Origin of the sequence: Polaribacter batillariae (assembly GCF_017498485.1) — a bacterium.
GTDB lineage: Bacteria > Bacteroidota > Bacteroidia > Flavobacteriales > Flavobacteriaceae > Polaribacter > Polaribacter batillariae.
The window spans coordinates 2,579,455-2,593,320 of the sequence record NZ_CP071795.1 but is presented as its reverse complement, the minus strand read 5'-3'; the positions used below and the strand labels follow the sequence as shown (position 1 = coordinate 2,593,320).

Below are 13,866 nucleotides of genomic sequence, written 5' to 3'. Positions count from 1 at the left end.
ATAAATTATTGAGATTTTCTATAGTTTTCAATTCCTTTTTGTAACCAATCTTTGTAAGTCTCGATATCTGTGTATTGTTGAGGTGTGTTTAGAATTTCTAAATTGGCATTCATTAACACGTAGTAAGGTTGAGAAGCATTTTTAAAATTAACTACCTGAAAAGTGGACCATTTATCTCCATAAGTTCGTATCTTCTTAATTTTACCATTTGCTTTTTTAAAATCGAATTGGGCGTCTTCTGGCAGTTTCTTTTCGTTATCATCTACATATAAAGAAATTAAAATATACTCGTTTTTAAGAATGCTGTATATTTCTGGATTGCTCCAAACATTTTCTTCCATTTTACGACAATTTACACAAGCCCAACCTGTAAAATCTAATAAAATAGGTTTGTTAACTTGTTTTGCAACAGCGAGACCTTCATCAAAATCTTTATAACAATTTAAACCTAAAGGACATTCGCTTGCTTGTTCGTAAATGCTATAAAATTGCGGAGGAGGAAAACCACTTAACGCATTTAAATTCCAAGTTGGGTTTTTAAAAGTTCCTGGAATTAAATACACCACAAAAGCCATTACCAGAATACCAAATGAAATTCTAGAAAAAGAGAATTTTTTACTAGGAGAATCATGAGGGAATTTAATTTTACCTAAAAGATACAATCCAAGACCAAAGAAAATAACAATCCAAATTCCAATAAAAATTTCACGTTTTAAAAGGTTCCAATGCCCTACTAAATCGGAGTTTGATAAAAACTTAAATGCCAATGCCAATTCTAAGAACCCTAGAACTACTTTGGTTGTGTTTAACCATCCGCCAGATTTTGGTAACGAATTTAACCAACTAGGAAACAGTGCAAATAAGGCAAAAGGCAAGGCTAAGGCTACACCAAAACCAGCCATTCCTGCAGTAAGTTGCATGGCGCCACCATCTGAAGTTAAAGAACCTGCCAATAAAGAACCTAAAATGGGCCCCGTACAAGAAAAAGATACAATAGCCAATGTTACTGCCATAAAGAAAATACCTATAATACCTCCTATACTCGAAGCAGCATCTATTTTATTTCCCCAAGAACTTGGCAATGTAATTTCGTAATAACCAAAAAAAGAACCTGCAAAAAACACCAATATTGCAAAAAAGAAAATATTTAACCAAATATTTGTAGAGATGGTATTTAGAATTTCTGGGTCTAAACTATCTAAAAAATGAAAAGGTAAACTTAGTAAAATATAAATAACTACAATAAAAACTCCGTATAAAATAGCATTGGATATTCCTTTGTTTTTACTTTGAGATTGCTTTGTAAAAAATGAGACTGTTAAAGGAATCATTGGAAAAACACAAGGTGTTAAAAGGGCTAATAAACCACCTGCAAAACCTAGTAAAAAGATATTAAATAAAGAACTATTAGATTCTGATTCTTCTTTAGAAGTTGGTTTTAAAAGTGCTGTATTTTTTAAATTTAACTTTAATTTTTTAGATAAAAGTTTGCTTTTTTCATCTAAAGAAACCGTTTCTATTACCTCTTTATTTTCTTTAAGAGAAAAAGTAAACACTTCATCTATTTGAATGCAGGCTTCTTTACAAACTTGCCCCACTACATTTAGTTTTATTGTGGTAATTAAAGGATCTGTAATTAAAACCCTTTGTGTTAATGTAGCGCTACCTTTAAAGAAAACTTCTTCTTTTTCCCAAATTTCTGTATATTCTTTAAATGTTTCACTTTCTTTGGCTTTACCAATTAACTTATAACCTACATTTTTATCTGAGTAACAGTTAATTTCTAAAGGTAAAGAGGCATCTTCTGGATTGTATTGAGAGTATAAATGCCATTCTTTTAGAATAGTTGCTTCAAAAATAACATCGTATTCGGTTTCTGAAACTTTATTAATGGACGATTTCCAAACCACTGGATTTTCTTCTGTTTGAGAAAAATAGAAAGTGTAAGAAAGAATAAAAAAAAAGAAAAAACTTTTTTCATAAGTAACTTAATATGTAAAATATTAAAGATTTAGTTCATTTAAAATATCTTCTACCTTTTTGTTTCAAGGTTTTCGGCTTCACAAGAAACCATTGTTATAATTGCTAATAAAAAGGCCAATTTTTTTTTATGAGTATTTAGTGTTTTGTAAAGCCATAAAGATACAAAAACCTTCTTTACAAAGAATTTAGAAGACTAATTTTAATAGTTTTTGGCATATTTTTAACAGAGAACCTGCGATCTTGTCTTTTGCCAATAACCCAAATAATATCGTTGTTGTTATTGCAAAGTAACCACGTTTGTTCTTTTTCTAGAAGCGACATTTTTTCGTCTTTAAAATATTTACTCAGTTTCTTTTTGCCTTGCATTCCTTTTGGATAAAAATAATCGCCATTTTGCCATTTTCGTACAATTAATGGAAATTCTAAACCTTCTTCCTCTACGAAAATAATATTCTTAGTTTCTTCGGAAGTTTCTGTTGCTTTTTCGATGGTAAGACAAAGTGGTTGTGTAATTTTAGAAATGTTTTTCTCAATAAAATAAGTTGTTTTCGTAGTTTTTTTATCAATTTTAGAAAGAATTAAAAAATCTCTATCTTTTAATAAAACATGTGTTTTAGAAAACAATTGTTTACCAGTTTGTGCGATAAGTAACTGAGAAACATCGTTCCATTCTGTAAAATTATATTTTTTTAAAAGTTGATATAAGTACGCCTTCGGATTTGATAATTGTCGTATTTTAGAAACATTAAACTTTAAAAGGTTCTCTTTTTTTAAAATAATTTCTTTAGAAACAGCAGCAATCTTATCGTCGATAATTTGCTGACTCTCTTTTAAATTTTCAACTGTTTTAGAAAATGTTTCTAGCAAACTAGGGTTTATTTCCTTTAAAACCGGAATTATTTGATGCCTAATTTTATTCCGAATATATTTTGTAGAAGCATTGCTTTTATCTTCTCGCCAATCGATATTATTTTTAATAGCAAAATCGATAATTTCTTCACGAGAAAATACCAAAAGCGGACGTACAATATTTCCATTAATTTCTGGGATTCCAGTAAAACCTTCTAAACCTGTTCCGCGTGTTAAGTTGATTAAAAAAGTTTCTAAATAATCGTCTAAATGATGGGCTGTTAAAACAACATCGAAGTTATTTTCTTTTATTAATTTTTGAAACCATTTATAGCGTAAATTTCTTGCCGTTATTTGAACAGATTCTTTGTTTTTTTTTGAAATCTCTTTGGTTTCGAACGAAGTCGTAAAACAATCAATACTTATTTTTTTTGATAAATTCTTTACAAACTCTTCATCTAAATCGCTTTCTTTTTCTCGTAGGTTAAAGTTACAATGCGCCAAAGAAATATCGAAATTTAATTGCTTTAAAAGATGTGTTAAAACCACAGAATCTACTCCCCCAGAAATGGCGATTAATATTTTTTGTTTCTTTAAAAAAGGAAACTTTTTATTAATATGTTCTTTGAATTTTTGAAGCATTTTCGGTTTTAAAAGTAATCAATTATTAAAGAAACTGAACAGCCCAAAAAAGGATTTTAAACCTTTTTTGGGTTAAACAGTAACAGTATTAATCTTCAGTTCTGTGCAAAAAAGATTCATCAATCTTTAAAAAAATTTATTGCTACTGTTTATTTTATCAAGTAAAAAAGCCATTAATTTACAGTTTTTATACTGATAATCAATGGCTTTATTTAGTAGCGGGAACAGGACTCGAACCTGTGACCTTCGGGTTATGAGCCCGACGAGCTACCTACTGCTCTATCCCGCGATTTGGATTGCAAATATACAACACAAAGTAAGTAATTACCAAATTTTATCTTAATTATTTTTTAATCAACTAAAATTGAATCAAGCATAAAAAGAATTTATCTTTGCAGTATGACACATAAAGCTGGTTTTGTAAATATTATTGGAAATCCTAATGTTGGTAAATCTACATTAATGAACGCGTTAGTAGGCGAAAAACTCTCTATTATTACCCCAAAAGCGCAAACAACAAGACATCGAATTTTAGGAATTGTAAATGACGAAAATTATCAAATTGTATTTTCAGACACTCCAGGAATCATAAAACCAGCATACGAACTGCAATCTTCTATGATGGATTTCGTAAAATCTGCCTTTGAAGATGCAGATATTTTAATTTACATGGTAGAAGTGGGCGAAAAAGAATTAAAAAACGAAGCCTTTTTTAATAAAATTGTTCATAGTAAAATTCCTGTGATTTTATTATTGAATAAAATAGACACCTCTTCGCAAGATGCAGTAGAAGAAAAAATTGAATACTGGAAAAACAAAGTACCCAATGCAAGTGTTTTTGTAATATCTGCCTTAGAAGGCTTTAACATTACTTTCGTTTTCGAAAAAATAAAAGAATTGTTGCCAGAAGGACCTGCTTTTTATCCTAAAGACCAATTAACAGACAAACCAGAACGTTTTTTTGTGAATGAAAAAATTAGAGAAAAAATTCTAATGCATTACAAAAAAGAAATTCCGTATTCGGTAGAAGTAGAAACCGAAGAATTTATCGAAAAAGAACATATTGTTCGTATTCGCTCTGTAATTATGGTAGAACGCGAAACACAAAAAGGAATTATTATAGGCCACAAAGGTGCTGCAATTAAAAGAGTGGGTGCAGAAGCACGAAAAGATTTAGAAAAATTTTTCGAGAAAAAGGTGTTTATAGAACTCTATGTAAAAGTAAATAAAAACTGGAGAAGCGATAAAAATCAGTTAAAACGCTTTGGGTACAATCAAAAATAGCTGTTTAATGGCATTTCTACTGCGTTCTACAAGTAGTTTTGTACATGTTAAACAACTTTTTTAAAGTTGTTTATACCATTCCCTGTTTTAAAATTATTGCAAAAAATAACCATTAAAAAAGCGTTTTATTATGCTTATTTCAAATGATAAATGGTACGCAACATAAAATCGTGTAAATTTTTCATTTGAGACTTTCCAGTATCTTTTCCTATTTGTCCTAAAAAATAGAGTAATACCCAAATTAGCGGCAAAGCAATCAACATTATAATAGGTAAAAGAAGCGATTCGTCTAACGAAAGTCTCGTGTATAACAACACACAAAAACCTAAAAAAGAAATTCCTAATACAAAATGTACGAACATAAAAAGCGTCCAAACTTGTGGTTTTGGCCCAAATAAACCCTTTAATTCGCAGTTGTTATTCTCTTTTTCTATAATTTCTAAATGCAATTGTGGCGACCAAAAATGCTCTTCTTTTTTAGGAACACTTATAAAAATATGCCCATCTACAATGCTTCCTCTAAACAAGTGATTGCCTTTTTGAAATGCTTCCGAAAATCTACTTAATATAACCTCGGCATTTTCTTCCAAATTAATAGAAAATCGTGGTCTAAGAAATAATTCGCTATTTCTTTTTTCAATAAGAAGTGTTTTTTTATCACTCATAAAAAACTGATTTTACAACTCCCTAAAATTACAATTAATTATCATACAGTAAATTGTATCTTTGCAAAAAATTAAATTCAAATGAATAGCATTGTTGCCATTGTAGGAAGACCAAATGTAGGAAAATCAACACTTTTTAATAGATTAGTACAGCGTAGAGAAGCAATTGTAGATTCTGTAAGTGGAGTAACAAGAGATAGGCATTATGGAAAATCTGACTGGAATGGAAAAGAATTTTCTGTAATAGACACTGGTGGTTATGCAATTGGTTCTGATGATATTTTCGAAGAAGAAATTAGAAAACAAGTAAAACTGGCCATAGAAGAAGCCGATGTAATTGTTTTTGTAGTCGATGTAGAAGAAGGTATAACGCCTATGGATGCCGAAGTTGCAAAACTACTTCGCAAAGTAAAAAAACCCATTTTTCTTACCGTTAATAAAGTAGATAATGCCATGCGAGATGCAGATGCTGTAGAATTTTACAATCTTGGCTTAGGAGATTATCATACCATTTCTTCCATTAACGGAAGTGGAACTGGAGATTTATTAGATGCTTTGGCAGAAAAAATGCCAGCACCAGAAGAAGTAGATTTAGAAAAAAAAGAATTACCAAGATTTGCTGTTGTTGGGCGACCAAATGCAGGAAAATCTTCTTTTATAAACGCATTAATTGGCGAAGACAGAAACATCGTAACCAACATTGCTGGCACCACAAGAGATTCTATAGATACCAAATACAACAGGTTTGGCTTCGATTTTAATTTGATAGACACAGCAGGAATCAGAAAAAAATCGAAAGTAAAAGAAGATTTAGAATTCTACTCTGTAATGCGAGCTGTGCGTTCTATCGAATATGCAGATGTTATTATTTTGGTGGTCGATGCCACACGTGGTTTCGAAGGACAAGACCAAAATATATTTTGGTTGGCAGAAAAAAACAGAAAAGGAATCGTTATTTTAATTAATAAGTGGGATTTGGTAGAAAAAGAAACCAATACCATGCGCGATTTCGAAGCAATGGTTCGCAAGCAAATCGAGCCTTTTACAGACGTGCCAATTGTATTTATTTCTGCTTTAACAAAACAACGCATTTTTAAAGCCATCGAAACCGCTGTTGAAGTTTTCGAAAACAGAAAAAATAAAATTCCTACAAGTAAGTTTAACGATGCCATGTTAGACATTGTAAAAAGTTACCCACCACCAGCAATTAAAGGAAAATACGTAAAAATTAAATATTGCATGCAGTTGCCAACACAAACACCTCAGTTTGCGTTTTTCTGCAATTTACCACAATATGTTAGAGACCCTTACAAGCGTTTTGTCGAAAATAAACTAAGAGAAATCTACAATTTTTCGGGCGTTCCAATTACCATTTATTTTAGGCAGAAATAAATTTTAACAACTATTTTTTATACTATTTTGGGCGTTCGAGCGGGCTTTCCATTATATCTTTTTAGTTTTGTTCTCGATACAAATTTGTTCATTCTTCACAAATTTACTCGAACTGACAACTAAAAAGGATGCCATTTCAATCCCTAACGCGCTTATACCATTAATCCATTTCCTTTTAAAAACCATCACTTATAAGAAAGTATTCACTTTAAATTACGACCATTTATAAACAATTTTGTAGATTAGAGGATTAAGAAAGATATAATATGAAAATTATAGGACCAAAATTCGTTTCTGATGTTGAGTTACCATTACAATTAAACATTTCATTTAAGAAAGTTTTTGTAATGATTGAAAAGTATGCTCTTACCGAAAATAAAAACCATCCTTTTCATACTTCAGCAAAAGAAATCGTTCAGGTATTAAAACAATATCCTGCACTTATTAATGGTTTTTCAGATTGCACTTTATTAGAAAAACATCAAGAACCTATAAATTTATTGTTAGATTCTCTTTTTCCAGAAGCGCTATTAAATAACGAAATTAAAGCCGCAAGTGTTCCCTTTTCTTTTACTTCGTTTAAGTTTACAACTCGGTTTAAAAATATTATTAAAAATGCAGGAGAAGACTACGAATTTACGGTAAGAAATTTCGAAAACGAAAGCATGTATATAATGGCATGTACCTTTATTTTAGGGTTTGTTTATGGTTATAATATCGATATTAAAAGGCCTTTTTATTTCGACATTCCAGACAAAACAACTGGAACCATGAAATACTACAGAGCCACCTTTAATGCCGATTTTTCAGAAATTACCCCAACAGAAAACGCACCAAAATTAACACAAGAAGATTTTAAAGAACTTTTAAATAATTTTGATAATATTGATATTTGGAAAGAAAAATTTCCTCCAAGTAGTTACATTTTTAAAGGTTTCGGAATTATTAATTTATTTGACGTTACCTCCGAAGAAATGTTGTCTTCTATAAAGGCAAATTTATTAGGTGGTGGAGATCATTTAATCTTTCGACTTCAAAATAATTTGCGCGATTTTTATAGTATTAGAGACTTAAAATTAGGCTTTTCTATTTTCGACAAATTCAATGGAAAATTATGTGAAACCGTCGAAAATAAATCGAATAGTATTATCTTAAATAATCAAGATCATATTATTTGTTCGCCAAATTATTTTTGCCAAAACGTTATTCAAAAAGTATTTATAAACCACGAAACATTTGTAATTTCCGATTTAGAAGAATATGGAAAAAGCACAAATAAAAATCCGTTTTATAAAAACTTGTACAATTCAGGCATACAAAGTATTATTTTAATTCCTATTAAAGCAAACGATAATGGAGGCTTAGCTTTATTAGAAATTGCTTCTCCAAGGGCTTACGATTTAAACTCTGTAAACATTAACAAATTAAAAGACATCGTACCTGTTTTTGAAGCTGCTGTAAAAAGAACTTCAGAAGAAAGACAAAATATTTTAGAAGCAACCATTCAAGAAAATTACACCTCTATACACCCTTCTGTAAAATGGCGTTTTTACCAAGCTGCGCAAAAATATCATTTAGAATCTCAAACAAATGAAAACGCAAAATTAGATGAAATTGTTTTTAACGATGTTTTTCCTTTGTATGGGCAAAGCGATATTAAGGGCTCTTCTGAAGCAAGAAATAAAGCCATTAGAGAAGATTTAATTACACAACTTACTTTAGCCATTTCTGTTCTAAAAGACGCTTGCAAAATAGAAAAACTACCCATTTATAACGAATTAATGTTTCGAGTTTCTACATATTTAAAAGATGTAAAAGACGAATTAAATGCAGGCGACGAAATTAACATTCTTGATTTTTTACAGCGAGAAATTTATCCTGTTTTTAAACACATCAAAAACATTAACAAAACACTTGCTAAAAAAGTAAATATTTACATGAATCGTTTAGATGAAGATTTAAACGTTGTGTACGAAAAACGGAAAGAATACGAAAAAAGTGTAAATCTTATCAACCATAAACTATCTAGTTTTATCGATAAGAAGCAAAAAGATGCACAAAAAATGTTTCCTCATTACTTCGAAAGGTACAAAACAGATGGGGTCGAATTTAACATGTACATTGGTCAATCGATTGCGCATGACAAACAATTCGACGAAATTTATTTATACAACCTTCGCTTATGGCAGTTGCAAACCATGTGCGAAATGGAAAATATTGCTTTTTCTTTATTAGATAAAATGCAACACAATTTAAGAGTTGCTTCTTTGGTTTTGGTGCATAGCAACTCTATGGCGATTAAATTTCGAATGGACGAAAAACAGTTCGATGTAGATGGAGCCTACAACATTCGTTACGAAATTATTAAAAAACGTATCGATAAAGCACACATTAGAAACTCGCAAGAACGCATTACGCAACCTGGAAAAATTGCCATAATTTACTCTCAAGACAAAGACGCACTAGAGTATATTAAATACATTAATTTTTTACAGTCGAAAAATCAATTGGGTAAAATTGAGTTTTTAGAATTAGAAGACTTACAAGGTGTTTCTGGCTTAAAAGCGTTAAGAGTAGAGGTTATTTATCAAAAAGATTTTGACGAAAAGAAAACAATTACCTTAAACGACTTGTTAAAACAAATTGAAGCTTAAACAACCTATCCCTTAAACTTAAATGAAATTCCAAAAGCAATTACGCTTACAATAATTCCAATCATAAAAACGGTGTAAGTAAGTCGTAATATTTTATACTTTCTATTTAAAACCAATCCTAAAAAGTACAAATCTTTTGTTAAAGAACCGTATAAATATTCTCTGTCTGTCATCATTTCTGAAATTCCCCATTCGAAGTCTTCTAATTTCATTTTATGAAAATTTCCAAAAAACAACAGGTTTACTTTTCGATTAGAAACATCTTCTTTAGTAAATTTACCTTCAGTAACATTAGGTCTTGTTGCAATTATCGATAAAACTATAGAAATTACCGTAAACGCAACAAATATAGTGGTTGGAATTAGCAAATGAGAATTCGAAGGATTGTCTAACTTAGGTAATAAATTAGACAAGGCTAAAGAAACAATAATGGCATTTACAGAAAGTAAAATATTGGCTTTCGTATCTGCAATGTCACTTAACGTAATGTGGTTTCTTAGAGCAACTCTAAACATAGTTTCTACACCACGTTCTGGAACAATGCTTTTATTTTTTTTGATATCTAAAGCAACTTTTTTCTGTTTAAATTTCTTATTTTCTTTTTTAAGTTTCTTTTGGTTTTTTAGCAATTTGGCCAAGTTTTTTTCTTTGTTTTTGCTCCAGTTTTTTAAAGCAAAACCCGAATAATACCGATGTTTGTTTGTTAAAAAAGAAATGTTTAACTCAATCCACTCTATATTTGTGTATTTTTTTCCTAAGACAAGCTCCCATTCTCTTCTTAGCAAAGAAGTATAATCGAGAAAATTTCCAGAAGCTAAGTGAGAAGAATCTGCATCTTTTATAATTTTTTCCAAACTGTTTTGTGGAAGATAGCTCATTTTTGTTGCTAAAATTAAATCGCAAATCGCAACCATTCTATTTTCCGAAAAATTCTTTGTTTTTAAAAACTCTTTTGCAATTTCGACACTTTTTTCTTCGTGATTTTCAGAACCTTTTACATAACCAACATCATGAAACCAAGCTGCAATTTCAAGATTATCTGCATCTACCTTTACAATTTCTAAACTTTCTGCTAATTCTTTCGTTTTTTCAACCACTCTTTGTGTGTGTGCCAAATTATGATACACATAGTTTGCGTGTAAATCATTACTTAACAAAGTATAGACGAATTTTTCTACTTCAGCAATTAATGCAGTCATAATTATTTAATTTTCATACAAAAATAGTCAAAATAAATTGCCTTTGGTTTGTATATTATATTGTAAATTTAAGTAATGCTATTGGTATTTCAAAACAAAATACTCTTTGTAAGAAAACAACTATATTTTCGACTACAATTATGTACAAAGCATATATTATTAATAAAAAAAGAAAGGAATTATTTTATGCTAACATGGAAAGAAGTGATTCGATTTTCTACAAAAGGAAATCTAAAACCAGACAAAAGAGTAGAAAAAACCGATGCAGAATGGAAAGAAATTCTAACTCCAGAACAGTTTAGAATCACAAGACAAAAAGGAACAGAAAGACCACATAGTGGGGCATTATGTAGTATTTACGACGAAGGCCAATACAATTGTATTTGTTGTCATACGCCATTATTCGACTCTACTATAAAATTCAACTCGAGTTCTGGATGGCCAAGTTTTACACAGCCTATTAAAGAAAATGCCATTAAATATCATAAAGACACTTCTTTTGGTATGATTCGAGTAGAAGTAATGTGCAATACTTGCGACGCGCATTTGGGACACGTTTTTCCTGATGGTCCAGAACCAAGTGGATTGCGTTATTGTATCAATTCAGAATCTATGATTTTACAAGGGGTTTAAACCCCTTGCTGTAAAAAGTTAATATAAAAATGAATAAAAATATACAAATTGCCACCTTAGGAGGTGGTTGTTTTTGGTGTACAGAAGCTGTATTTCAAGAAGTTAAAGGTGTAGAAAAAGTAGTTTCTGGTTATGCAGGCGGAAATGCGCCAGGCAAACCAACTTATAGAGAAGTTTGCTCGGGGTTAACGGGTCATGCAGAAGTCGTTCAAATTACATTCGACTCAAATATAATTTCTTTTGAAGACATTTTAGTTATTTTTATGACCACACACGATCCAACAACCTTAAACCAACAAGGTGCAGATAGAGGTACACAATATCGCTCTGTAATTTATTACGAAAACGAAACGCAACATAAAATTGCAAAACAGGTTGTAAAACAAATACAGCCTTATTATTCTAATAAAATTGTAACAGAAATTAGTCCACTGCCCGTTTTTTATGAAGCAGAAAAAGCGCATCAAAATTACTACAGAGAAAATACACAACAAGGTTATTGTAGTTTTGTAATTGAACCCAAATTGGCAAAACTAAGAAATTTACATGCAAATAAATTAGTTGATGTTAGTTCGAGCGCAGTCGAGAACTCATAAAACCTTTCGACTGCGCTCAAGGAGACAAAATATGAAAACTATCATTAAACTTTATGGCGCAGAAAGATGCCATAAAACCCAATATTATAAAACATTTTTAGAAACGCGTAATTTAGATTACGCGTTTTTAGATGTAGAACAAAATTTAGAAAATGCCAAAGAATTGCGTAAATTGTATGCAAATGGAAAATTAAACTTTCCAACAATTACAATTGGCAAAAAAAAGTTGAGAAATCCTTCTGATAAGGAGCTTCTAAAATGGATTGATAAAAACACATGAAATTAAACATAAAACATACCTTTACCGAGAATTTACCTGCCGATAAAAACTTAGAAAACTCAAGAAGACAGGTAGAAAATGCTGTTTTTTCTTATGTTTTTCCAAAGAAAACATCCAACCCAAAAGTGTTGCATGTTTCTAAAGAAATGGCAGCTGAATTAGGAATTTGCGAAGAAGAAACTAAAACTAACTTTTTTAAAAATATCGTTACCGGAAACAAAATTTATCCAGAAACAAAACCTTATGCCATGTGTTATGCAGGCCATCAATTTGGCAATTGGGCAGGACAGCTAGGTGATGGAAGAGCCATTAATCTATTTGAAATTGAACACGAAAATAAAAACTGGAAGGTTCAGTTAAAAGGTGCTGGCGAAACTCCTTATTCTAGAACTGCAGATGGTTTGGCGGTTTTGCGTTCTTCTATTAGAGAATATTTATGTAGCGAAGCCATGTTTTATTTAGGCATACCAACAACACGTGCTTTGTCTTTAAGTTTATCTGGAGACCAAGTTTTACGAGATGTTTTGTACGATGGAAATCCTGCCTATGAAAAAGGGGCAATTGTTGCAAGAACTGCCCCCAGTTTTTTACGTTTTGGCAATTTTGAAATCTTTGCGGCAAGAAATGATGTAAAAAATTTAAAAATACTAACAGATTATACCATAAAATATCATTTTTCGTATTTAGGAAACCCTTCTAAAGAAACGTACATCGACTTTTTTAAAGAAGTTTCCGAACGAACGTTACAGATGATAATCGATTGGCAAAGAGTGGGTTTTGTACATGGAGTTATGAATACCGATAACATGTCTATCTTAGGATTAACTATCGATTATGGACCTTATGGTTGGTTAGAAGGTTTCGATTTTGGTTGGACACCAAACACCACAGATCGTCAAAATAAACGCTACAGATATGGACATCAACCAAATATTGGCTTATGGAATTTGTATCAATTGGCAAATGCCTTGTATCCGCTAATTAAAGAGACAAAACCTCTGGAAGAAATTCTCAACCAGTATAAAGTAGATTTTGAGAAAAAATCTTTACAAATGATGCAGTTTAAATTAGGTTTATATACTGATGATAAAGAGGATTTAAAATTGATACAAGATTTAGAAGATAATTTACACTTGACAGAAACAGACATGACCATTTTCTTTAGAAGTTTAAGTAATTCGAATGAAGCTTTATTAACTTTAAATGTGATTAAAGATGCTTTTTACCATCTTGAAGATCTTTCAGGTGAAATAAAAAGTAGGTGGAATTTGTGGTTTCAAAATTATTCCGAAAGATTAAAAAAAGAAACACTTTCATATCAACAAAGAAAAGAAAAAATGGATGCTGTAAATCCGAAATATGTGTTGCGAAACTATATGGCACAATTGGCAATTAACAAAGCAAATGAAGGCGATTATTCTTTAATTGATGAGTTTTTTCAATTGTTAAAAAAACCATACGAAGAACAACCCCAAAACGAAAAATGGTTCGCCAAAAGACCAGAATGGGCAAGAAATAAAGTGGGTTGCTCTATGCTATCTTGTAGTTCTTAAAATGTAACAAACTGTTATTTCGACCTTGTGGAGAAATTTAAGGTTTTTTGACTTCATTACATTTCGCTAAAAATAACAGTTTTAAATAAAAAAAACCTGCAAGGTCTTAAAAATCTTGTAGGTATAATGCAACATT

Annotated in this window: 11 protein-coding genes and 1 tRNA gene; 7 read left to right on the top strand and 5 right to left on the bottom strand. The window is 30.8% G+C overall.

All coding sequences use genetic code 11. From position 1 onward, the window contains the following. Positions 1-5: 5 nt before the first annotated feature. The 3 genes from JL193_RS11470 to JL193_RS11460 form a co-directional block, all read right to left on the bottom strand. Positions 6-1,910 carry a protein-disulfide reductase DsbD family protein gene (locus JL193_RS11470; protein WP_243456742.1) on the bottom strand — a complete coding sequence of 635 codons (1,905 nt, stop codon included), beginning with the start codon at positions 1,908-1,910 and terminating at the stop codon, positions 6-8. A gap of 247 nt (positions 1,911-2,157) precedes the next feature. Beyond that, positions 2,158-3,474, bottom strand: a complete 1,317-nt coding sequence (gene tilS, locus JL193_RS11465; RefSeq protein ID WP_207970934.1) for a tRNA lysidine(34) synthetase TilS — start codon at positions 3,472-3,474, stop codon at positions 2,158-2,160. 216 nt (positions 3,475-3,690) lie between these two features. Continuing rightward, a tRNA-Met gene (locus tag JL193_RS11460) sits at positions 3,691-3,763 on the bottom strand. 110 nt (positions 3,764-3,873) lie between these two features. Between JL193_RS11460 and era the strand changes: the two genes are divergently transcribed. Further along, a complete protein-coding gene (gene era, locus JL193_RS11455; protein ID WP_207970933.1) occupies positions 3,874-4,758 on the top strand; it encodes a GTPase Era in 885 nt (294 codons plus the stop codon). Between the two features lie 134 nt (positions 4,759-4,892). Here era and JL193_RS11450 read toward each other — a convergent pair whose 3' ends face one another. Continuing rightward, positions 4,893-5,423 (bottom strand): GTP-binding protein, encoded by a 531-nt coding sequence (locus JL193_RS11450; protein WP_207970932.1) that lies wholly within the window; start codon positions 5,421-5,423, stop codon positions 4,893-4,895. Between the two features lie 81 nt (positions 5,424-5,504). Between JL193_RS11450 and der the strand changes: the two genes are divergently transcribed. Beyond that, positions 5,505-6,815 carry a ribosome biogenesis GTPase Der gene (gene der / locus JL193_RS11445; RefSeq protein WP_207970931.1) on the top strand — a complete coding sequence of 437 codons (1,311 nt, stop codon included), beginning with the start codon at positions 5,505-5,507 and terminating at the stop codon, positions 6,813-6,815. Between the two features lie 266 nt (positions 6,816-7,081). Then, complete coding sequence (locus JL193_RS11440) at positions 7,082-9,469, top strand: GAF domain-containing protein (protein ID WP_207970930.1); 2,388 nt, start codon at positions 7,082-7,084, stop codon at positions 9,467-9,469. A 5-nt stretch (positions 9,470-9,474) separates the two neighbouring features. Here JL193_RS11440 and JL193_RS11435 read toward each other — a convergent pair whose 3' ends face one another. Next, on the bottom strand, positions 9,475-10,668 hold the full coding sequence (locus JL193_RS11435; RefSeq protein ID WP_207970929.1) for a Pycsar system effector family protein: 1,194 nt from the start codon (positions 10,666-10,668) through the stop codon (positions 9,475-9,477). Between the two features lie 186 nt (positions 10,669-10,854). Here JL193_RS11435 and msrB point away from each other — a divergent pair, with 186 nt between their 5' ends. The 4 genes from msrB to JL193_RS11415 are packed head-to-tail and all read left to right on the top strand — an operon-like array spanning position 10,855 to position 13,730. Next, positions 10,855-11,301: a peptide-methionine (R)-S-oxide reductase MsrB gene (gene msrB, locus JL193_RS11430; RefSeq protein WP_207970928.1), complete on the top strand. Its 447-nt coding sequence runs from the start codon at positions 10,855-10,857 to the stop codon at positions 11,299-11,301. A 29-nt stretch (positions 11,302-11,330) separates the two neighbouring features. Beyond that, entirely contained in the window at positions 11,331-11,897 is a 567-nt protein-coding gene (msrA, locus tag JL193_RS11425; RefSeq protein ID WP_207970927.1) for a peptide-methionine (S)-S-oxide reductase MsrA, read from the top strand. Positions 11,898-11,928: 31 nt separating this feature from the next. Beyond that, a complete protein-coding gene (locus JL193_RS11420) occupies positions 11,929-12,177 on the top strand; it encodes a glutaredoxin family protein (RefSeq protein WP_207970926.1) in 249 nt (82 codons plus the stop codon). After that, positions 12,174-13,730, top strand: coding sequence for a protein adenylyltransferase SelO (locus JL193_RS11415; RefSeq protein ID WP_207970925.1), 1,557 nt, complete (start codon positions 12,174-12,176; stop codon positions 13,728-13,730). The genes JL193_RS11420 and JL193_RS11415 overlap by 4 nt, the downstream gene beginning before the upstream one ends. The last annotated feature ends 136 nt before the right edge of the window (positions 13,731-13,866 follow it).

Excerpts from the sequence above, each read along its gene's own strand:
- tilS (WP_207970934.1), bottom strand. The coding sequence starts at position 3,474 with ATGCTTCAAAAATTCAAAGAACATATTAATAAAAAGTTTCCTTTTTTA.
- era (WP_207970933.1), top strand. The coding sequence starts at position 3,874 with ATGACACATAAAGCTGGTTTTGTAAATATTATTGGAAATCCTAATGTT.
- JL193_RS11450 (WP_207970932.1), bottom strand. The coding sequence starts at position 5,423 with ATGAGTGATAAAAAAACACTTCTTATTGAAAAAAGAAATAGCGAATTA.
- der (WP_207970931.1), top strand. The coding sequence starts at position 5,505 with ATGAATAGCATTGTTGCCATTGTAGGAAGACCAAATGTAGGAAAATCA.
- JL193_RS11440 (WP_207970930.1), top strand. The coding sequence starts at position 7,082 with ATGAAAATTATAGGACCAAAATTCGTTTCTGATGTTGAGTTACCATTA.
- JL193_RS11435 (WP_207970929.1), bottom strand. The coding sequence starts at position 10,668 with ATGACTGCATTAATTGCTGAAGTAGAAAAATTCGTCTATACTTTGTTA.
- msrB (WP_207970928.1), top strand. The coding sequence starts at position 10,855 with ATGCTAACATGGAAAGAAGTGATTCGATTTTCTACAAAAGGAAATCTA.
- msrA (WP_207970927.1), top strand. The coding sequence starts at position 11,331 with ATGAATAAAAATATACAAATTGCCACCTTAGGAGGTGGTTGTTTTTGG.
- JL193_RS11420 (WP_207970926.1), top strand. The coding sequence starts at position 11,929 with ATGAAAACTATCATTAAACTTTATGGCGCAGAAAGATGCCATAAAACC.
- JL193_RS11415 (WP_207970925.1), top strand. The coding sequence starts at position 12,174 with ATGAAATTAAACATAAAACATACCTTTACCGAGAATTTACCTGCCGAT.